An 18,500-nucleotide genomic window follows, 5' to 3' on the forward strand; every position below is an offset into this window, starting at 1 on the left:
GCCCTTGACGAGCCGTGTCAGTACTGGTCGGCTACTTGCTCGGCGACCGAGAACTCGGCTCCGCACTCCCCGCACGTCGCACTGCCGAAGAGGTGGGTGAGCCCCACGGCGACGCGCTCGGCCCCCGCTTCGAAGGCCGCGTCGTGGAGCTGCCGCGCGGGTCCCTCCAGAGTCTCGGGGAGGGCGGGGCGCAGTGGTGTGCCCGGGGGGTCGCCGGGCTCGTAGTCACCGACCGCGGAGAAGTAGCCGGCCTCGCCGATCGCGATGAACACCCCCATGTCGCACTCCGGGCACGCGAGTTCGTACTCTTCGTCGGCCAAGCCCTCCAGGCACTCGGACCACACCGGGACACCCTCGAATGCCATGGCGGACTGGAGCAGGTAGACGTACACCTCCGGATCCGCCGGCTCGCGAACGCGCCGCCGGGCGAGCAGCCGCAGGGCCTCGATCTCGTCCGCATGGCGGGCGCGGGTCTCCTCGTCCGCACCCGCGACGATCGCCCCGGCGAGGAGCAGCGCGTCGTCACGGCTCCGCCCCCTTCGGCCGGCCGTGTCCGACAGCCAGGTGAGCGCGGCGAAACTCGCCGAGTAGGTGCTGCCCTGGTGACAGAGCCGCGACCACAGGTCGTTCCACAGGTCCTTCGTCGGCTCAGTTTCAAGCCGGCCGAACAGCGCCGGAAGGTCCTGCGCGGAGCCATAGGCGTGCTTGAGACGCGACCAGTCCGTCATGCGGCCATCCCCTCGGCAGCCCGGTTCCGAGGAACCTCGGCCGTCTTCGACATCTCGGTGTTCACGGTGATCATCATGCCGCAGGGCTCTGAAGTGGTCAGTCGGTTCCGAGGCCGTCGATCAGTCGGATGAGGAAGCGGGTGAACGTGGCTTCCGGGAGTGAGGGGGCTGCCAGGGCCTTCGTGCAGCCGCTGAGTGGGGCGTACGTTTCCGCCCTCGGGGGCGAGGTGCCCTGGCTGGACGAGGTGATGACGCACCCGGACGCCGACGACGCGTGCCGGCGCGGCGCCGGCAGCGGCAGCGGCGGCGGACCGGATCAGCGTGCCGACCAGCCTGATCATCGGATCACCGTGCCCCTGAGTGCCACCGCCCACCGCTTCGCCGCCGGTCACCGCATACGTCGGCAGTTAGTCGCGGGCGCTCATCCGCGCTGTGCGCGCAATCCCGGCACCGGCGAGTCTCCGGTGGACGCCACCTTCACGCCGGTGCGCGTCACGCTGCACGCGGACTCGGCGCTGACGCTCGCCCACGGTTCAGGACCGGCTTGACGCTTCACCACCCGGCGGCCCGGCGGTGCTGCCGGACGGCGAACGGCACACGGCGACGCGGGCCCCGCGGGGAGCGAACTCCCGGCGGGGCCCGCGTGCTCAACGCGCTTCCGCAGCCACCGGTTTGGGGATGAGGAACGACGTCACGACGGCGACGGCCATGATGACCGCACCCGTGATCATGGCGGTCGTGTAGTCGCCGGTCGACGCCGGGTCCGCGGGCGCGGCCGCGGTCTTGACCGCGTACAGCACCGCGAAGCTCAGACCGGCGCCGAGGTTGAACGCACCCGCGTTCAGACCGGGCAGGAACCCGGGGTTCTCACGCGGGGACAGCACGATGCCGAGCCCGTTGAGCACGATGTTCCCGATCCCGGCATAGGTGATCCCCACCAGGATGGACGCCGTCAGCAGCAGGGCGCGCGAATGGCCGTGCAGCGTGAGGATCATCAGCACGACGGTCGCCGCGGCCCCGATGAGGCCGATGCGCAGGATCCGGCCGTATCCGAAGGTGGCGGCCAGCCGGCCCGCGATCGGGCCCATGGCCAGTCCGGCCAGGGCATACGGCGTGAGGGTCCACCACGCGGACTGCTGCGCGGACATGCCCAGTCCGGCCTGCGCGTCCTCGGCGAACGCCGGTATCAGCCCGTTCATGACGGCGAACACACCCGTCATGGTGAGCACCGTGGTCAGCAGGAGCGCCCATGTGGAGCGCTGCCGCAGGTGGCGCGTGGCCACCAGCGGATGCCCGCTGCGGTCCTCGGTGCGCCAGAAGAGCGCGAAGGCGGCCGCGGCGACGACGACGAGCAGGGCGATCAGCGGCCAGTTGGCCGCGGCGAGCTTGCCGGCCTCGTTCAGCGCGATGAGCAGCGAGCCGACCGAGACCACGAGGAACACGACGCCGGGCCAGTCCATGCGCGCGGTGACCGGCGCCTTGGACTCGCGGCTCATCAGAGCGACCATCCCCGTGGCGACCGCCGCCACGACGGCCATCGCCCAGAAGACCGACTGGAACCCGTGGTGGTCGGAGAGGTAGCCGCCCGCGAGGGAGTCGACACCGGCGACTCCGCCGTTGAAGGCGGTGATCACACCGAGCAGGGTGCCGTAGCGCTTGGGCTCGGTCACTTCCTCCCGCAGCATGATCAGGCACAGCGGGACGACCGGGCCGGACACGCCCTGGATGACGCGCCCGGCGAACAGGACCGGGACGTTGTGCGCGAACGCGGCGACGACACATCCGACGGCCATCAGGGCCAGCATGCCGGTGAGGACCTTGCGGCGGCCGACGACATCGCCCAGCCGCGGCAGGAACAGCGAGAACAGGGCCGCGGAGGTGAAGAACGCGGTCTGGGTGAGCCCGATCTCGGCGGAGGTGGCGTGGAGGGCGCCCTCCATGCTCTTCAGCGCCGGGCTGATCATGCTGGCGTTGAGCTGGAAGGCCACGCACGCGGCGAGCAGCGCGGTCAGCAGCACACCGATCCGGACGGGGGAGCCCTGCCCCGAGGCGGGTGGTCTGTCGGTTGTGGAAACGCTGGGAACGGTCATGCCTGGACGTCGCCGATCCGCTCGAGGGCGTCCACCACCAGGTTCCAGAACCGCTCGTGGTCGAGCTTCACCGCGACCTGGGTGTGGCAGTCGTCCGGGGCGGGCGCCCGGAAGTCGGCCACGGTCATGCCGAGGGTCAGGGTGCCGGTGAGCTCGATGTCCACGGGGGCCTTGCGCACCGTCATGACCTCCGGGTCGATGACGTACGCGACCGCGCAGGGGTCGTGCACGGGCGGGAACTCGAAGCCCTGGGCCTGCTCGTACGTCGCGCCGAAGAAGTCCAGCAGTTCCAGGACGAACTTGGCGGGCGCGGTGCCGACCGCGGCGATCTTCTCGGTGACGGCGGGCGTCGCGAGCGCCTGGTGCGTGAGGTCGAGACCGACCATGGTGACCGGCCAGCTCTCGTTGAAGACGATGTGCGCGGCCTCGGGGTCGATCTTGATGTTGAACTCGGCGACCGCGCTCCAGTTGCCTTCGTGGTAGCCGCCGCCCATCAGGACGACCTCGCGGACGCGCGAGGCGATGCGCGGCTCCTTGCGGACCGCCATGGCGATGTTGGTGAGACCGGCGGTCGGCACGATCGTGATCTCGCCCGGCTCGTGCGACATGACCGTGTCGATGATCAGGTCGACCGCGTGGCGGCGGTCCAGCTCCAGGGTCGGCTCGGGCAGCACGGGTCCGTCGAGCCCGGACTCGCCGTGGATGTCCGGCGCCGTCTCGATGGCGCGCACCAGAGGCCTGGGGCAACCCGCGGCGAAGGGCACCCCGGTGATCCCGGCGATGCGGGCCACGGACAGGGCGTTGCGGGTCACCTTCTCCAACGTCTGGTTCCCGACCACGGTCGTGACGGCCACGAGCTCGATCTCGGGATTGCCGTGCGCCAGAAGCATGGCGATGGCGTCGTCGTGCCCCGGGTCGCAGTCGAGGATGATCTTTCTGGCCAACGGAGAGCCCCTTTGCTCGCTTACCTTTGGTGAAACCGATCTCCGGGGACGCCCAGGGGCGGACGCGTCCGGAGGGCGCCGAGTGGTCCGGCGCCTCGGGAGACGTTAGGGAAAACGTTCTCCCGAACATTCGCCCATTTCTCGCCGATGTGTCAATGGCTGTTACATCTTTCTTTCATGTACCCCTGTTCGGGGGCAGTCTGCGACGGAGGGGGCGGGTGATAACGTTCTCCGGCATCGGTGCTGGTCGGTGCTGGAGGCCCAGGTGCCGACCAGGAAACCGACCCGATAGAAGGGGGCGGAGCATGGTGACCGAGGTGACATTGCGAGACGTGGCTCGCGCGTCGGGCTGCTCCGTCGCCACGGTGTCCCGCGTGCTGGCCGGCACCCGCCCGGTGGGAGCGGAGACGGCACGCCGCGTGCGGGCCGCGGCCGAAAGCCTCGGCTACCGCCCCAACCAGGTCGCCCGCGCCCTGCGCAGCCGCTCCACCGGCACCATCGGCCTGGTGCTGCCGCAGATCACGAACCCCTTCTTCCCCTCCCTCGTACGCGAGGTGGAGCACGCCCTGCACGCCGGGGGCCGCGCCCTGCTGCTCGCCGACTGCGATGACGACCCGCGGACCGAGGCGGCCCGGATCACGGCACTGCTGGACCGGCAGGTGGACGCGCTGCTGGTCATCCCCGTCGACGAGACACACAGCCGCGAGGCCGTCGAACTCGCGGCGGCCCGCGTCCCGTTGGTCCTGCTCGACCGCTCCTGCGGCCCCGGGATCGCCGATTCGGTGGCCGTCGACAACGCGGCCGGCATGGCCCTCGTCCTGGACCACCTGGCCCGCACCGGGCGCCGCCGGTTCTGCTTCCTCGGCGCCGCCGGGACCGCCTCGACCGCCGTCGAACGGCGCACGGCCTATGCGGCGGGCGTCGCCGCCCTGGACCCGACAGCACCCGACCGCACCGAACTCGGCGACTTCTCCGTGGAGTGGGGGCGGGCCGCGGTCGAGCGGATCTGGCCGGCCCGCCCGGACGCAGTCGTCTGCGCCAACGACCTCATCGCGGTCGGAGCGGTGCAACGCCTCGGACAACTCGGCGTCGACGTGCCCGGCGAGGTCGCCGTCACCGGCTTCGACGACATCCCCATGGCGAGCCTCGCCGAACCGAACCTGACCACCGTCCGCCAGCCGGCCGCCCAAGTGGCGGCCGAGGCGCTCCGGCTCCTCGACCAGCGGCTCGCAGGCGGGGGAGCCGAGGCGTACCGGTCCGTCCGCCTCTCACCCGAACTCGTCGTACGCGCCTCCAGCGCGCCCCGCGCCGTCGCGCCCACGACCATCCCCGGCAGCAGAACCCCAGAGGAACACCAGTGATCGCAGTCGTCGGAAGCCTCAACCTCGATCTCGTCACACCCGTTCCCCGGCACCCGGTGCCCGGGGAGACCGTGCTCGGCGGGGACATCGTCGAGCACCCCGGCGGCAAGGGGGCCAACCAGGCGGTCGCCGCGGCCCGGCTCGGCGGACAGGTCGCCATGATCGGCCGCGTCGGCGAGGACGACGCGGCCGACGTGATGGCCGCCGCGGTGCGCGCCGAAGGCGTCGACACCGCGCACCTGGCCCGCACCCCCGGGGTGCCCACCGGGCGCGCGCTGATCGCCGTCAACCCGTCGGGCGAGAACTCCATCATCGTCAGCCCCGGCGCCAACTCCCGTCTGACGGCCGCCGACTGCCGGACCGCCGCCGACGTGCTGAACCGGGCCGAGGTCACCGTCCTCCAGCAGGAGGTCCCCGACGAGGCCAACCACGCGGCCGCCGAGCTGGCCGGCGGCATCGTCGTGCACAACCCCGCACCCGCCGTCGAAGGCGCCGTCCCGCCCCGCCACGTCGACGTACTGGTCCCCAACCGCACCGAGTTGGCCGCCCTCACCGGCACCCCGGTCCCGGAAACGATCGACGAGGTCGCCGCCGCCGCGGCCAAACTGAGCGGACCGGGCGCGGTCATCGTCACCCTCGGCGGTGACGGCGTGCTGCTCCTGGAGGGTACCGCGCGGCTGCACATCCCGGCCTTCGCGGTCCAGCCGGTGGACACCACGGCGGCCGGTGACTGCTTCTGCGGCGCGCTCGCCGTCGCCCTGGCCGAGGGCCGCACCCTGGAACAGGCCGCCCGCTGGGCCTGCGCCGCGGCGGCACTCAGCACCACCCGCCCCGGCGCCCAGCCGTCACTGCCCCACCGCGACGAGGTGGAGGCCTTCCTCAAGCGCTGAGGACCCTCGGTGATCGAGGGCCTGTCGTGGGGCACTGCCCGACTTCGAGGCGACGGGAAGAGCGCGGACGCCACCACCATCGGCAGGGCGAGGGAGTACGACGGCATCCGGCTCCCCGAAGGCCGGATCGAGTCCTCCGATCCCGGCCACACGCACCAGGGTTTCCGACCGGTGGCGACTGACAGCCGATACGGACGTGGACCGGCTGCGCTCCCATCTCCTCGCTGCCGCCGCACAAGCGGCGGGCCGGTTGGCGGAGTTGCTGCAACCAGGCCGCTACGTCGACGAGTTGTCGGCACTCCCGGACAAGCGGTTGGGCCACTGGGAGGCGCTGGTGGTACTGCTCGCCGAGCGCGGGCCCTCACCGGAACCGCACGCCGCGTGCGCCGGGCTGCGCGCAGCCTCCGCCGACCGCCTCTTGGCCGCCCGAAGTATCGACGCCCTCAACAAGCGGGCACTGGCGACTGCGCGCTGACGGCTGTGACCAGCCGGGGCCGGGGATATTGCGTTGTCGGACCAGGACCAGCCCCGTAGGGTCCCGGCATGTCCCTACGTGTACGTATGCGTCAAGCCCTCCCGGAAGCGATGCGCGCCCGCGACAAGGCCGCGGTGAGCGCTCTGCGCGCGACACTCGCCGCACTGGACAACGCGGAGGCGGTGCCCGTGGGCGAGACCGAGACGCGTGGCCTGGCCCTGGAACAGTCACCGGTCGGTGCCGGCGCCACCGAGGCCTTGCGACGTGAGCTGAGCGAGAGCGGCGTGGCGGACATCGTGCGAGCCGAGGCCACCGAACGAATCGAAGCCGCAGCGCAGTTGACCACCCCCGCACACGCCGACCGAGCCGCCCGACTCCGCGAGGAGGCCTCGGTACTGCTCCGCTTCCTGGACGGCCACGGCACCGCGTAACAACTGCCGTACGTGAGCCCTCCGGTGGCATGCGGCACATTCAATCGCTGTGCGATGCGGTACCGGTCGCGACCGGGCGGTACCGCACGTTCACCGTGGCCGAGTGGTCGTCCCCGTTGAGCAGCTCGAGTCGGACGGGGGCGCCGCCGGGGTTGTCGTACAGGCGGATTCCGTCGCCGAGTCGCGGATCATCGCCATCAGCGCCCGGTGGGTATCGGCGTCGGCGGCCGCGACGAGTCCACGGGCCGCCGGCCCGATCGGAGCGCCGTCGATCCCGGTGACCACGCAGCCGGCGGCGCGGCACAGAGCGATGCCGGCGGCGAAATGCACGCTCCCGGACAGGTCCCCGCCGTCGGTGACGTACGCGGCGCGCCTGCCGGCAGCGACCCAGGCCAACGCGATTGTCGTGGAGACGACCCGCGGCCGGAACCGCTCGACGAACCCGGGGCAGGCCAGCAGGTCCACGGCCCGGAAGCCGGGCGCGCTCGGGAACGGCGGGTCCAGGTTGACGTCCACCAGCCGGGTCGCGGGCGTGGGCGTCAGCGGCGCACAGGCCCCGTCCCGCCGCACCCAGGCGGTCTCGCCGCTGGTGAAGAAAACCTCGCCGCTGAACGGATCGGCCACCGCCGCCGCCCCGTCGCGCAGCGCCACGTTGACAGCGACCAGCATGTTGCCGACGGCGTAGTTCAGCGTGCCGCACAATGGATCCACCAACCACTGACGCGCGGCGTCGGAAGCACCCTGCCGTCCGCTCTCCTCACCGAGCACCGCGTCATCCGGCCGGGCGGCCCGGAGGACGGCGAAGATCGCCTTTTCGGCCTCCACATCGGCGGCCGTGGCGAAGTCCCCGGCACCCTTGTCGACGCGGGCGAGCGGCCGGCCGTACAAGGCGCGCACCACGTCCGCGCCCGCACGCGCCGCAGCGACGGCAACCCCGGCATCATCAAGTCCCGCGTACGAGTTGATCACGCCCCGCAGAGTAGTCGAGACCGGGAACGGCCCCGCCGATTCACCGGCACCGGTCGCTCACCGCGGGCAGGAACGCGGAAACCGCCTCCGTGAACGCCTCCGGCGCCGCATCGTGGATCAGGTGTCCGACCGGGATGGTGACCACGCTCCCGTTGGGGACGCGGCGGGCGAGCTCGGCGATGCCGTCCTGGGGGACATGACTGTGCGGACCGCCGGCCAGCACGAGGGTCTCGGCGGTGATCCGGCCGAGTCGTTCCAGCCACCGAGGGTCCGGGTGGTCGATCTGGCGTCTGATGGCCCGCACCATTTCCCAGTCGAAGGCCAGTTCGCCGTCCGGCCTGGCCGGGACGGTCGGCTCCCGGGGACGGGGGACCGGGACGTCCTCGAGAACGAGCCGTCCGACCCGCTCCGGGTGGTCCTCCGCGAGCAGGTAGGCCACGACACCGCCCATGGAATGCCCGATCAGATCCACGGGACCGAGTCCCAACGCGTCGAGAAACCGGACCACGTCGGCCTTCATGAGTTCCAGCGAGTAGTCTCCCGGCCAGTCGCTTCGGCCGTGACCGCGAAGGTCGAGGGCATACACCCGTCGGCTGCGCGCGAAGACGCGAGCCACGCCGTCCCAGGTGGTGACGTTCTCACCCAGCGCGTGCAACAGGACAAGCGGCTGGGCCTGCGGCGCCCCCCACACCTGATAGGCCAGCCGGATCCCGCCCACGTCGACAACGCAGTGATCAACCATGCTCGGAGGGTAGACGACAGCGACCGGGGCGTTCATCGAGTTGACGCCGTCGGGGGGGCCAATGGACTTCGGCTGGGAGTATCCGGGATGACCAGGGCGCCCCGGCGGGGGAGGGGTCGCTCCTATGTGCGGTCCTTGTCACCCCGGCGGTCCCGTATCCCATCGGAGACATCGGGTAGGCCCCCTCTGTGGGCCAGGGCGGTGCCGGCACTCGCCCCGCAGCGGAATGAGTACAAACTCGGCGAAATCGTCATCCGCCCGTCGGGCATAGTGATCCGGATTCCAGGGCCCTTTCGGTAAAGGACGACTCTGGAACGGGAGATATGACCCACACGGATCGCAGGGCATCGGCCGGTGCAGCCACGCGACCGCGGAACGAGGGGGCGGTCACAGAGGAAGTGCTGGTGCCGCAGGCGCCCCCTGCGCCACGGGTGATCGTCGCAGGGAAGGGAAGAGACCGGCTCGCCGCCCTGGACGGGCTGCGGTTCCTGGCGGCGCTGTCGGTGGTGCTCTTCCACTTCGTCGGCCAGACCCCGGAGGCGATGAAGGGCATCTGGGGGCGCCCCTACCAGAGCCTCTTCCCGGAGCTGCACGGCTACCTCGCCTTCGGGCGGCTCGGCGTCGACCTGTTCTTCCTGATCAGCGGCTTCGTCATCTGCATGAGCGCGTGGGGGCGCACACCGCGTGACTTCTTCATCTCACGCGTCACCCGCCTGTACCCGATGTACTGGATCGCGATCGTGGTGTCGGCATGCGTCATCTACTTCGCCGACACCCCCTTCGGACACCCGCACCCGCGCGTCCTGCTCGCCAACTTCACGATGCTGCAGACCCCGCTCGGCGTGTCCAACCTGGACCCGGTCTACTGGACCCTCTGGCCGGAGCTCTGCTTCTACCTCACGTTCGCGGTCGTGGTGTGGAAGGGCCTCACCTACCAGCGCGTGGTGATCTTCTGCGGGTTGTGGACGGTCGCCGCGGTACTCGCGCCCGCCGCCCACATCCCGCTGCTCACGCTCGTGGTGAACCCGACGTCGGCCCCGTACTTCATCGCGGGCATGGCCTTCTACCTCATGTACCGGTACCGGCCGACACCTCTGCTGTGGGGCATCGTCGCCATGTCGTGGCTGCTGGCGCTGCACTTCCTGCTGGCACCCACCGGTGGCCGCAACAACTGGGAGACCTGGTCGCCGTGGCGCGGCTGGCTGGTCCTGGCGGTCACGGTCTTCTTCCTGATGGTCGGCGCCATCGCGCTCGGCTGGACCCGCCGGCTTCGCTGGCGCGGGCTGACCGTCATGGGCACGATGACCTTCCCGCTGTACCTGTTGCACGACACGCTCGGAATGACCGTCGCGCACCACTTCGGCGACCGGGTCGATCCCCTGCTCCTGGTCGGGGTCACGGTCGCCGCGCTGGTCGTGCTGTCCTATCTCGTGCACCGGTTCGTGGAGCGCCCGATGGTGCTGGCCATGCGGCGTTCGCTGAAGACCGCCGCGTTCGGCCCGGAGCCGCCGGCTCGGCGCCGTTGAGCGAGTCGGCTACATGTGCTGTCCGCCCGGGGCGCCCGCGGTCGCGGCGCCGTCCGTCTGCCGGAGTTCGGCGAGCAGTTCGTTCTGGCCGGCCAGGAGTTCGGTGAGGATGCGGCGGGCCGCGCGCAGCAGTTCGGCGACATCGCCGCCGGCGAGGGCGTAACGGACCGTGGATCCCTCCCGGATGGACACGACGATGCCCGAGCGTCGCAGCACGGCCAGTTGTTGCGAGAGGCTCGACGGCTCGATCTCGATGTCGGCGAGCAGATCACGTACGGGCACGGGACCGTGCTGGAGCAGTTCCAGCACCCGGATGCGCACGGGGTGTCCGAGCATGCGGAAGAACTCCGCCTTGGCCTGGTAGAGGGGGACTTGCATGAGTGCGTGCTCCCTGCCGCATCGGGGATGGTCCAAGACGCGGTGGCGCCCCGGAGGGCGCCACGTGGAATGTGCCTTGCAGAGCAGATCCTTCTCGACCCGGACCGCGTGCCACCCGGAGTTGGAATCATGCTGATGTGGTGACTTGAAGAAGTTTTCACATCATGGGCGCACGTCGGCCCGGGGCGCGGAAGGACCTAGACCTCGAGCTGTTCCTCGACGCGCTTGAGCTGGTGGCGGGCCATCGCCAGATTCGAACGGGACTTGTCCAGGACCAGATAGAGGAACAGGCCGTTGCCGTTGCGTCCGGTGACCAGACGGATCAGGTGGTACTGGTCGCCGAGCGTGATCAGCACGTCCTGGATCTGACTGTTCAGGCCCAACTGCTCCATGGTGCGCACCTTGGCGCGGATGACGTCCGTGTTCCCCGCCGCGGCGATGGTCAGATCGAGATCCTTGCCTCCGCCCAGGGTTCCCAGGGCCATTCCGCTGGTGTAGTCGACGACCGCCGCGCCCAGCGCCCCCTCGACCGCGGTCATCATTTCCTTCAGCGACACTTCCACACTCGCCACGGTGCCTCCCCTTGATCGTCGGCTGAGTCCGGACGGCCCGGGCCGACCGGTGATCGCACCGTAGGCGCGCGGCCCGGGAGTTCGAGTGGAGGTCTTCAAGACTGACGTCCATTGATCGAAGCGTGTCGTATGCGAACACTTTGACGACTGCAACTGGCCTTTCGCTTCTCTGTACCCACGCGTCCCGGAGGTCAGGGGACGCGCAGGGCCAGGATGGCGATGTCGTCGTGCTGGTCGTCGCTCAACCGGGTGAGCAATTCGTCGCGGAAGACCGCCAGCGGCTCCCGGGCCAGCGCGGCCGCGTGCTGGCGCAGCCGGGTGAGACCGCGGCCGATGTCCTCACCGGGGCGTTCGATGAGGCCGTCGGTGTAGAAGAGCAGGGTGCTTCCGGTCGGCAGGGCGACCGCCGCGGTCTCGCGCTCGAGCGCGGGGTCGACTCCCAGCACGGGGGCGTGCCCTTCCTCCAGCAGGAGAGTGCGGCCGTCGGGCTGGGCGAGCAGCGGCGGAAGGTGGCCGGCGTTGCTCATGAGCAGCTGCCACGGTCCGCCGGGAGGCGTCTCGATGCGGGCGATGACGGCCGTGACGAGTTCGATGCTGGTCAGGCCCTGCATGACCCGGTCCAGGCGGTTCATCACTCCGGCCGGGTCGTCCCCGCTGTCGTAGGCGAGCGCGCGCAGCATGTTGCGCAACTGGCCCATGCGGACGGCGGCCGCCAGGTCGTGGCCGACCACGTCCCCGATCGCGAGGATCACCGAGCCGTCGGGGAGCGGGAAGGCGTCGTACCAGTCGCCGCCGACCTCGGCCCGCTCGCGGGCGGCCACGTAACGGGTGGCGAGCTGGAGGTGCCCGAGCCCGGTCAGATCGGGCAGGAGGGAGAGCTGGAGCTGCTCCGCGGTGTGCTGTTGCAGCGCGTACAGGCGCGCGTTGTCCAGCGCGAGGCCCGCGCGGTGTCCCAGGTCGGCGGCGAGTGCCTGCTCCTGCTCGTCGAAGGGGACGGCCGGGGCACGGCGGACGAAGGTGAGCGCCCCGAGGGCCTCCCGCCGTACGCCCATGGGCACGATCAACGCGGTCTCGGCGCCCAGCATGCGGTAAAGGGTCCACTGCGCGGCGTGCAGGGAGTCGTCCGGATCGGGCATGTCGAAGTCGGTGACCACCATGGGGCCCGCGCCGCGCAGCACCTTCGCCAGAGCGGCGGCCGAGTCGTCCGGCCCGGGCAGGAACCCGCCGGGCAGTACCCGCAGCACCCGCTCCGCGTCCCGGTCCGTGACGGTGAGTCGGCGCAGCCCGTTTCCCTCGACCATGTCGACGACGCAGGCGTCGGCCAGATGCGGAACCACCACCCGGGCCAGGCGGCGCAGCGACTCCTCCGCGTCCAGGCCCGAGGCCAGTGCGCGGCTCGCCTCGGCGAGCAGACGCAGACGGGCCGCAGCGACCTCCGGCGTGGATCCCGCCTTCGGTTCCGTCGACGGTGAGGGCTTCCGCTTCATCACGTTCCTTCCTCATGCGCCTGTCGTCATACTCTGTCACCCTTCGCCGGGGGTGCTGCGCCGTCCGGTGCGGTGAAGGCACGTGAGCGGTTCGCCGCAGGTGTGCGATGGCCGACGTCGAAACTTTTGCCGTGCTCTACGAAACGGCTGGAACTTCCCGTTGTGTGGAGCCGCAGGTGCCGACCGGTCCCGTCGGCTTCCTCTCATCCGCCCGCTTTGCTGGGCCGGTCGAGCACCGAGGTGGGTGCCGGAATGGCCAAACTGAGGCGGCCCAGTTCCTGGGTGTTGTCATGCTCCGACCTCGTTCCTACTCTTGGGAGCGCTCCCAACCCTGGCCCTGGTGCCCCGCGATCCACGCAACTTTCGAAGCGGGTCACCCCAGGTTTCTGCCGGTCGCCGCCCTCGCGGCGGCACCCCGTCATGCCGGCCGGGCAGGGTGCGTCCCCGTCGATCGCGCATCTTCCTCTGGAGGTCCCCAATGCGCTTCCATCGGTATCGATATCGGCCCCGGGTGTGGGCGGCCGCGGCCCTGGTGGCCGCCGCGAGCCTGATCACGCCCTCGCTCACCGCGCAGGCGGGCGCCGCCGACGGACAGGTCGTCGCCGCGCAGGTGCTGGTGCCTCAACAGGCACTAGTCGGCGGCGAGGACGACGGCGCGGACTGCGGAGTTCCCAACCCAGGATCTCCCGCGGCCAGTTCCATGCTTCCGGATCCCTTCAAGAGGCTGAACGGCACGCGCATCTCGGCCAAATCCGACTGGCGGTGCCGCCGGGCGGAGATCAGAGATCTGGCGCAGAGATCCGTCTACGGCCAGAGGCCCGCGAGACCCGCCAGTGTCACGGGCACGGTGTCGGCGAGCAGCATCACCGTGAACGTGTCGGACCAGGGCAGGAACTCGAGCTTCTCGGCGAGCGTGAGCCTGCCGAGTGGTTCGGGACCCTTCCCGGCCGTCATCGTGCTGGGCGGGCTCGGCGCGGACACGGCCACCATCAAGGCCTCCGGTGTCGCCGTCATCAACTACGACCCCTACTCGGTCGGGAAGGAGGGCACCGCGCGGAACAACAAGCAGGGTGCCTTCTACAGCGTGTACGGCTCGTCCAGCAGCACGGGCCTGCTGATGGCCTGGTCCTGGGGCGTGAGCCGCATCATCGACGTCATCGAGCAGTCGGGCGGCAGCATCCTCAAGGCGAGCGCGACCGGCGTCACGGGGTGTTCGAGGTTCGGCAAGGGCGCCATCGTGGCCGGCGCGTTCGACCAGCGCGTCGCTCTGACCATGCCGATCGAGTCCGGGAGCGGTGGCGTTCCCATCCTCCGCGGTATTCCGGGGGAGAGCGGCGCCCAGCCGCTGAGCAGCGCCTACTCGGAACAGCCCTGGCTGGGTGACGCGTTCAGTTCCTACACGGGCAACCCGAACTCCCTGCCGGTGGACACCCACGAGATCCTGGGCATGGTCGCGCCGCGCGGGCTGTTCGTCATGGAGAACCCGTACGTCGACTGGCTGGCCGCCAGGTCGGGCAGTGTGGCGGCGCTGGGCGCGGCCGAGGTCTACAAGGCGCTCGGCGCGGCGAGCAACATCAGCTACTGGTCCGACGTCCAGAACGGAACCCACTGCGCCGTCAGGTCCGAGTGGAAGACGCCGCTGCAGCAGAGCATCCAGAAGTTCCTGCTGGGCACGGGCAGCGGCTCCGGCGTGTTCAGGATCGCCCCCGGCAAGTCCGGCAACCTGTCCACGTGGCGGGACTGGCAGACACCGACCCTGACCGACGGCGGAGGCGGTAGCGGTGGTGACCCGGGCGGTGGTCCGGGAGGCGACCCGGGCGGTGAACCGGGTGGCGGTGGCACCAACGGCACCTGCACCGCCGGCTACCGCAACGTCAACAACTGGCCCGGTGGCTTCCAGGGTGAGATGACGATCCGTAACAACGGCACCAGCACGCTCAACGGCTGGACTGTCGGCATGACCTTGGGCTCCGGTCAGTCCATCAGCAGCCTCTGGGACGGAGTGAACACCGGGACCAGCGGATCCGTCACGGTGCGCAACAGCCCGTACAACGGCACCCTCGCGGCCAACGGCACCGCCACCTTCGGCTTCACCGCCACCGGCAACTCCACCCCGGCACCCGGGAACATCACCTGCAAGAGCCCCTGAATCCCGCTGCGTTCTGATTCAGGAGTACCACCGGGTCAGCCGGTACCTGGACGGCACCGGCTGACCCGATCCAAATCCCTCTGCGGGGGTGCCCATCGTGGCAAGCCGGCACCCACGCACTTTCCTCCGGAGAGAAGCCGCACACGGATCGACTGCCACATCCCCCGGAGAGGATGGGCGGCCCACCGGTTGGATATTCAAATCCAATCCTCCGGGTCAGGACACCGGCAAGGGGTTTCCGGAGGCGTCACTCCAAAAGGGGACCGCGACGGTTTCAATCATTCTCGGCGTACCGCCCACTGGGATTTCCTAGGTCGCGCCCCCGACGGTGTCTTGCTTTGTGAGACAGACGAGTTGCTCGTGGCCGTTCGGCTCGGCGGCCGGCAGCGCTTGGCGGGGCGGCGCCGACCCGTCCCCGTGGGGAGGGTGCGGCCCCTGGCGGGCAGGCGTGAATTACTCCCTACGGGTGATTAAAGCGAATGGCCTCTTGTCACTCGATCGGACGTGTGGGTCACTGAGAGTGCGACACCGGCGGGCTGCCCATCCCCGTGCCAGAAGGACGTTGAGACAGGTAGCTGTTGCCGGTTTTCTCCATGCCCAGGGAGACGGCGCAGGCTGCGGTGCGCTCGGCCCTTCGTGCCGGCGCGAGAGTCCCTTCGTTCCCTCCGGGCCCAGCAGCACCCCTGAGCCGTGTTCTTCCACGCCTGAAGCAGCCCGAAAGGGCTGACGGCGCTCGTGCGCCGGCGGCGGTCCCGCTTCTCGGCGGCGGCGCGGACGGTGACTGGCCATTCCGCTGGTTCCTCGCATGTCCCCACCAGAGACGAAGGAGTGTCCCCATGCCCATTTCTCCGAATCAGGGTTCCACCGGCGGAGGCACGCTGGTGACCATCAGCGGTACCAACCTCTCCAACACCAGCGCGGTGATGTTCGGCACCAAGCCCGCCACGAGCGTCACCAACGTCTCACCGACCCAGGTCACCGCGGTCTCCCCCTCGGGGGCGGGCTCGGTCGGGGTCACGCTGACCACCCCGGGCGGGACGAGCAACCCGGTGTCGTTCTTCTACGTCGGCGCCCCGTTCAAGTCCTCCCTGGGCTCCAGCTCGGGGCCGCTGGCCGGCGGCAACACCATCACCGTCAACGGCACCGGCCTGTCGACCGCGACCAGCGTGTCCTTCGGCGGGAACACCGCCACCCCCACGGTGAACTCCGACAGCTCCATCAGCGTCGTCGTGCCGGTGGGCGCGGCGGCCGGGCCGGTGCCGGTCACCGTGACGACCGCGGGCGGCAGCAACAACGGCCTGTCCTACACCTACATCGACGACCCCACGATCGTGACCGTCAACCCGGCCTCGGGACCGACCTCCGGCGGCACGGCGGTGACCATCACGGGCACCAACCTCGACAGCACCAGCTCGGTCACCTTCGGCGGCACCGCCGCGCCGTTCTCGGTCATCGACGCCACCACCTTGTCGGCGGTCACACCGCCCGGCACGGCCGGTGCCGTCGACGTCGTGGTCACCAACCCTGCCGGGTCCGCCACCGCCGCCGGCGGATTCACCTACGTCGCCGGCCCCGGCATCTGATCCAGCAGCCCCGTACCGGGGATGCACACGACACCCGTCCGAACGCAGTCCCCTCCTGCGCTCGGACGGGTGTCCCCCGCTCCGGCCGCCGTCGGCCGAGCTGGTCCGCCGCAGGTCCTTGCCGCAGGTCCGCCGCAGATCCGCCGCAGTGTTGCCTGAAGGAGTACAGCCATGGCTGCCCCCACCGTCTCCTCGATCAGCCCCAACCAGGGGCCGTCCTCAGGCGGGAACATCGTCACCGTGACCGGTACCGGCTTCACCGGTGCGACAGCCGTCCAGTTCGGCGGCAGAGCCGCCACCTCGTTCACCGTCCTCAGCGGCACACAGCTCACGGCGGTGCCTCCTTCCGGCACCGGTGCGGTCAACCTCACCGTCACCACCGGCCAGGGCACCAGCACCCAGACGGTCACGTACACCTACGTCGCCGCCCCTGCCGTATCGGGTGTGACGCCCGGTCAGGGGCCCGTCTCCGGGGGCATTACGGTGACACTGACCGGCACCAACCTGTCGGGGGTGACAGGGGTGTTCTTCGACGGGATCGCGGCGACGTCGTTCACCGTCCTCTCCGCAACGAGGATCATCGCGGTGACCCCCGCTCACGCGGCCGGTGCCGCGGCGGTCACAGTGACCACCCCCGGAGGCACCAGCAACCCCGACGACCCCAGCGCGTACTTCTACTACGCCCCCGTGCCGTCGCTGACCCACATCGAGCCGGCCGCCGGACCCTCGGCCGGCGGAGCCGCGGCGACCTTGACCGGCAGCGGGCTTCTCAACGCGACGGCGGTGCGTTTCGACACGGCGGCGGCCTCGTTCACCGTCGTCTCCGCCACTCGGATCACCGTGGTGACGCCGGCTCACGCGGCCGGTGCCGCGGCGGTCACGGTGATCACCCCCGGCGGCACCAGCAACCCTCTCGGCTACGTCTACCTCGACGCCCCCACCCTGACCTCCGTGACCCCCGATCAGGGGCCGGCGTACGCGGGAGCCGTCGTCACGCTGACCGGTACCAACCTCACCACCACGACCGGCGTGGACTTCGGCGGCGTCCCCGCGGCGTTCACCGTGCTCTCCCCGACGAGCGCCACGGCTGTCGCGCCCGCCGGTGCCGCCGGAGCGGTCACCATCACGGTCACCACTCCCGCCGGCGTCAGCAACGGGCTCACCTATACCCGGATCGCGGGCCCCGCGATCTGACCCGTGAGGCCGATCCGACTAGGGCGCCACCCGACCGCATGCCAACTTGCCGTGAAACCAGTCAGGTTGAAAAGCAGCCCACTGGACCCATGGGATTTTGTTCGTGTCATAACAGTATTATGAACTGGATATACGCTTTTCTTTTTACGTCTCCCTTCATTGCAGGCGAAGAGCGAAAGGCGTGGTGTTTCTTGATGCGAAGGCTTACCTTTCTGTCGCTGGCCCTGGGGGCGGTGAGCCTCGGCCTGGCGTGTGAGCTGCAGGGGTCCGTGGCGGTAGCTGCCTCGGGGCTGACGGACACGGTGCGTTCGGATGTGGCTGCCACACACGTGGAGCGGAGCGTGTTCGCGGCGGCGATTCCCGGGACCGTCACGGCCAGGACGAGCTTGAGCATCCGCGCCCAACCGACGGCCAGGTCCGCTGAATTGGGGAGCTATTCCAGCGGGGCGCGGATCAGCGTCTGGTGCCAGGCGCTGGGCGAGAGTGTCGGCGGAGACCCGGTGTGGTACCGGCTCGCGAACCGCTCGGGCTGGGTGGCTGCCCGCTACGTCAGGGTCTCGAGCACCGTCCCGTCGTGTGGGCAGCCCGGACCCCAAGGTCCACAGGGCCCACAGGGCGCGACGGGCTCGACGGGGGCGAGCGGGGCGAAGGGTAACAAGGGTGACACGGGCGCGACTGGGCCGCAGGGCGCGACCGGGGGGAAGGGTGACAAGGGCGACAAGGGTGACATGGGTGCGACCGGGCCGCAGGGTGCTGTGGGAACTGCGGGGCCACAGGGGCAGAGCGGTGCTATGGGTCCTCAGGGCGGGGCAGGGGTTGCCGGGCCGCAGGGGCTTACGGGCGCCAGCGGACCGCAGGGCGTGACGGGTGCTTCCGGGCCGCAGGGCGGCACCGGTGCCAGGGGCCCGCAGGGCTACACGGGTGTCGCTGGCCCGCAGGGTGCTACCGGATCGCAGGGCGCGGCGGGTGTGAAGGGCGACA

17 protein-coding genes are annotated in these 18,500 nt (G+C 70.4%); 9 read left to right on the top strand and 8 right to left on the bottom strand.

Annotated features, from left to right (window positions below; all coding sequences use genetic code 11):
• Positions 1 to 17: 17 nt before the first annotated feature.
• On the bottom strand, positions 18 to 728 hold the full coding sequence (locus ACWEK3_RS23105) for a hypothetical protein (protein ID WP_450545008.1): 711 nt from the start codon (positions 726 to 728) through the stop codon (positions 18 to 20).
• A 146-nt stretch (positions 729 to 874) separates the two neighbouring features.
• Here ACWEK3_RS23105 and ACWEK3_RS23110 point away from each other — a divergent pair, with 146 nt between their 5' ends.
• A complete protein-coding gene (locus tag ACWEK3_RS23110) occupies positions 875 to 1,276 on the top strand; it encodes a CocE/NonD family hydrolase C-terminal non-catalytic domain-containing protein (RefSeq protein ID WP_450545010.1) in 402 nt (133 codons plus the stop codon).
• Positions 1,277 to 1,375: 99 nt separating this feature from the next.
• Here the strand turns inward: ACWEK3_RS23110 and uriT are convergent, their stop codons facing one another.
• Positions 1,376 to 2,818: a uridine transporter UriT gene (uriT, locus tag ACWEK3_RS23115; RefSeq protein WP_450545012.1), complete on the bottom strand. Its 1,443-nt coding sequence runs from the start codon at positions 2,816 to 2,818 to the stop codon at positions 1,376 to 1,378.
• Positions 2,815 to 3,762 carry a uridine-preferring nucleoside hydrolase UriH gene (gene uriH, locus ACWEK3_RS23120; protein ID WP_453250494.1) on the bottom strand — a complete coding sequence of 316 codons (948 nt, stop codon included), beginning with the start codon at positions 3,760 to 3,762 and terminating at the stop codon, positions 2,815 to 2,817. Before uriH ends, uriT begins: the two co-directional genes overlap by 4 nt.
• Positions 3,763 to 4,067: 305 nt before the next feature.
• Between uriH and ACWEK3_RS23125 the strand changes: the two genes are divergently transcribed.
• The 4 genes from ACWEK3_RS23125 to ACWEK3_RS23140 all read left to right on the top strand — a co-directional run bounded on the left by ACWEK3_RS23125 (position 4,068) and on the right by ACWEK3_RS23140 (position 6,919).
• The gene (locus ACWEK3_RS23125) at positions 4,068 to 5,123 is read left to right on the top strand and encodes a LacI family DNA-binding transcriptional regulator (RefSeq protein ID WP_453250495.1); all 1,056 of its coding nucleotides are present in this window, start codon (positions 4,068 to 4,070) and stop codon (positions 5,121 to 5,123) included.
• Positions 5,120 to 6,013: a ribokinase gene (rbsK, locus tag ACWEK3_RS23130; RefSeq protein WP_453250496.1), complete on the top strand. Its 894-nt coding sequence runs from the start codon at positions 5,120 to 5,122 to the stop codon at positions 6,011 to 6,013. Before ACWEK3_RS23125 ends, rbsK begins: the two co-directional genes overlap by 4 nt.
• A 196-nt stretch (positions 6,014 to 6,209) precedes the next feature.
• Entirely contained in the window at positions 6,210 to 6,488 is a 279-nt protein-coding gene (locus ACWEK3_RS23135; protein ID WP_450545018.1) for a hypothetical protein, read from the top strand.
• Between the two features lie 110 nt (positions 6,489 to 6,598).
• On the top strand, positions 6,599 to 6,919 hold the full coding sequence (locus tag ACWEK3_RS23140; RefSeq protein WP_450545037.1) for a hypothetical protein: 321 nt from the start codon (positions 6,599 to 6,601) through the stop codon (positions 6,917 to 6,919).
• Between the two features lie 90 nt (positions 6,920 to 7,009).
• Here ACWEK3_RS23140 and ACWEK3_RS23145 read toward each other — a convergent pair whose 3' ends face one another.
• Both ACWEK3_RS23145 and ACWEK3_RS23150 read right to left on the bottom strand, forming a co-directional pair.
• Positions 7,010 to 7,888: an inositol monophosphatase family protein gene (locus ACWEK3_RS23145; RefSeq protein WP_450545020.1), complete on the bottom strand. Its 879-nt coding sequence runs from the start codon at positions 7,886 to 7,888 to the stop codon at positions 7,010 to 7,012.
• Positions 7,889 to 7,928: 40 nt separating this feature from the next.
• On the bottom strand, positions 7,929 to 8,630 hold the full coding sequence (locus ACWEK3_RS23150) for an alpha/beta fold hydrolase (RefSeq protein ID WP_453250497.1): 702 nt from the start codon (positions 8,628 to 8,630) through the stop codon (positions 7,929 to 7,931).
• Between the two features lie 404 nt (positions 8,631 to 9,034).
• Between ACWEK3_RS23150 and ACWEK3_RS23155 the strand changes: the two genes are divergently transcribed.
• Complete coding sequence (locus ACWEK3_RS23155) at positions 9,035 to 10,156, top strand: acyltransferase family protein (RefSeq protein WP_450545024.1); 1,122 nt, start codon at positions 9,035 to 9,037, stop codon at positions 10,154 to 10,156.
• A 9-nt stretch (positions 10,157 to 10,165) separates the two neighbouring features.
• On the opposite strand, the gene ACWEK3_RS23160 is transcribed toward ACWEK3_RS23155, so the two are convergent.
• From ACWEK3_RS23160 to ACWEK3_RS23170, 3 genes are all read right to left on the bottom strand, one after another.
• Positions 10,166 to 10,534, bottom strand: coding sequence for an ArsR/SmtB family transcription factor (locus tag ACWEK3_RS23160; protein WP_453250498.1), 369 nt, complete (start codon positions 10,532 to 10,534; stop codon positions 10,166 to 10,168).
• Positions 10,535 to 10,731: 197 nt separating this feature from the next.
• Positions 10,732 to 11,106, bottom strand: a complete 375-nt coding sequence (locus ACWEK3_RS23165) for a roadblock/LC7 domain-containing protein (RefSeq protein WP_384430292.1) — start codon at positions 11,104 to 11,106, stop codon at positions 10,732 to 10,734.
• A 191-nt stretch (positions 11,107 to 11,297) separates the two neighbouring features.
• Positions 11,298 to 12,593, bottom strand: coding sequence for a PP2C family protein-serine/threonine phosphatase (locus tag ACWEK3_RS23170; RefSeq protein ID WP_450545027.1), 1,296 nt, complete (start codon positions 12,591 to 12,593; stop codon positions 11,298 to 11,300).
• Between the two features lie 511 nt (positions 12,594 to 13,104).
• On the opposite strand from ACWEK3_RS23170, the gene ACWEK3_RS23175 reads away from it, so the two are divergent.
• From ACWEK3_RS23175 to ACWEK3_RS23185, 3 genes are all read left to right on the top strand, one after another.
• The gene (locus ACWEK3_RS23175) at positions 13,105 to 14,742 is read left to right on the top strand and encodes a glucuronyl esterase domain-containing protein (protein WP_450545029.1); all 1,638 of its coding nucleotides are present in this window, start codon (positions 13,105 to 13,107) and stop codon (positions 14,740 to 14,742) included.
• 836 nt (positions 14,743 to 15,578) lie between these two features.
• Entirely contained in the window at positions 15,579 to 16,325 is a 747-nt protein-coding gene (locus tag ACWEK3_RS23180) for an IPT/TIG domain-containing protein (RefSeq protein WP_450545031.1), read from the top strand.
• Between the two features lie 171 nt (positions 16,326 to 16,496).
• Positions 16,497 to 17,519, top strand: a complete 1,023-nt coding sequence (locus ACWEK3_RS23185) for an IPT/TIG domain-containing protein (RefSeq protein WP_450545033.1) — start codon at positions 16,497 to 16,499, stop codon at positions 17,517 to 17,519.
• Positions 17,520 to 18,500: the final 981 nt, after the last annotated feature.

Source organism: Streptomyces sp. NPDC004721 (assembly GCF_053601495.1).

What these genes read in the sequence shown, in the direction of transcription:
- ACWEK3_RS23105 (WP_450545008.1), bottom strand. Translation starts at nt 728, where the DNA reads ATGACGGACTGGTCGCGTCTCAAGCACGCCTATGGCTCCGCGCAGGAC.
- uriT (WP_450545012.1), bottom strand. Translation starts at nt 2,818, where the DNA reads ATGACCGTTCCCAGCGTTTCCACAACCGACAGACCACCCGCCTCGGGG.
- ACWEK3_RS23125 (WP_453250495.1), top strand. Translation starts at nt 4,068, where the DNA reads ATGGTGACCGAGGTGACATTGCGAGACGTGGCTCGCGCGTCGGGCTGC.
- ACWEK3_RS23140 (WP_450545037.1), top strand. Translation starts at nt 6,599, where the DNA reads ATGCGCGCCCGCGACAAGGCCGCGGTGAGCGCTCTGCGCGCGACACTC.
- ACWEK3_RS23150 (WP_453250497.1), bottom strand. Translation starts at nt 8,630, where the DNA reads ATGGTTGATCACTGCGTTGTCGACGTGGGCGGGATCCGGCTGGCCTAT.
- ACWEK3_RS23160 (WP_453250498.1), bottom strand. Translation starts at nt 10,534, where the DNA reads ATGCAAGTCCCCCTCTACCAGGCCAAGGCGGAGTTCTTCCGCATGCTC.
- ACWEK3_RS23170 (WP_450545027.1), bottom strand. Translation starts at nt 12,593, where the DNA reads ATGAAGCGGAAGCCCTCACCGTCGACGGAACCGAAGGCGGGATCCACG.
- ACWEK3_RS23180 (WP_450545031.1), top strand. Translation starts at nt 15,579, where the DNA reads ATGCCCATTTCTCCGAATCAGGGTTCCACCGGCGGAGGCACGCTGGTG.
- ACWEK3_RS23185 (WP_450545033.1), top strand. Translation starts at nt 16,497, where the DNA reads ATGGCTGCCCCCACCGTCTCCTCGATCAGCCCCAACCAGGGGCCGTCC.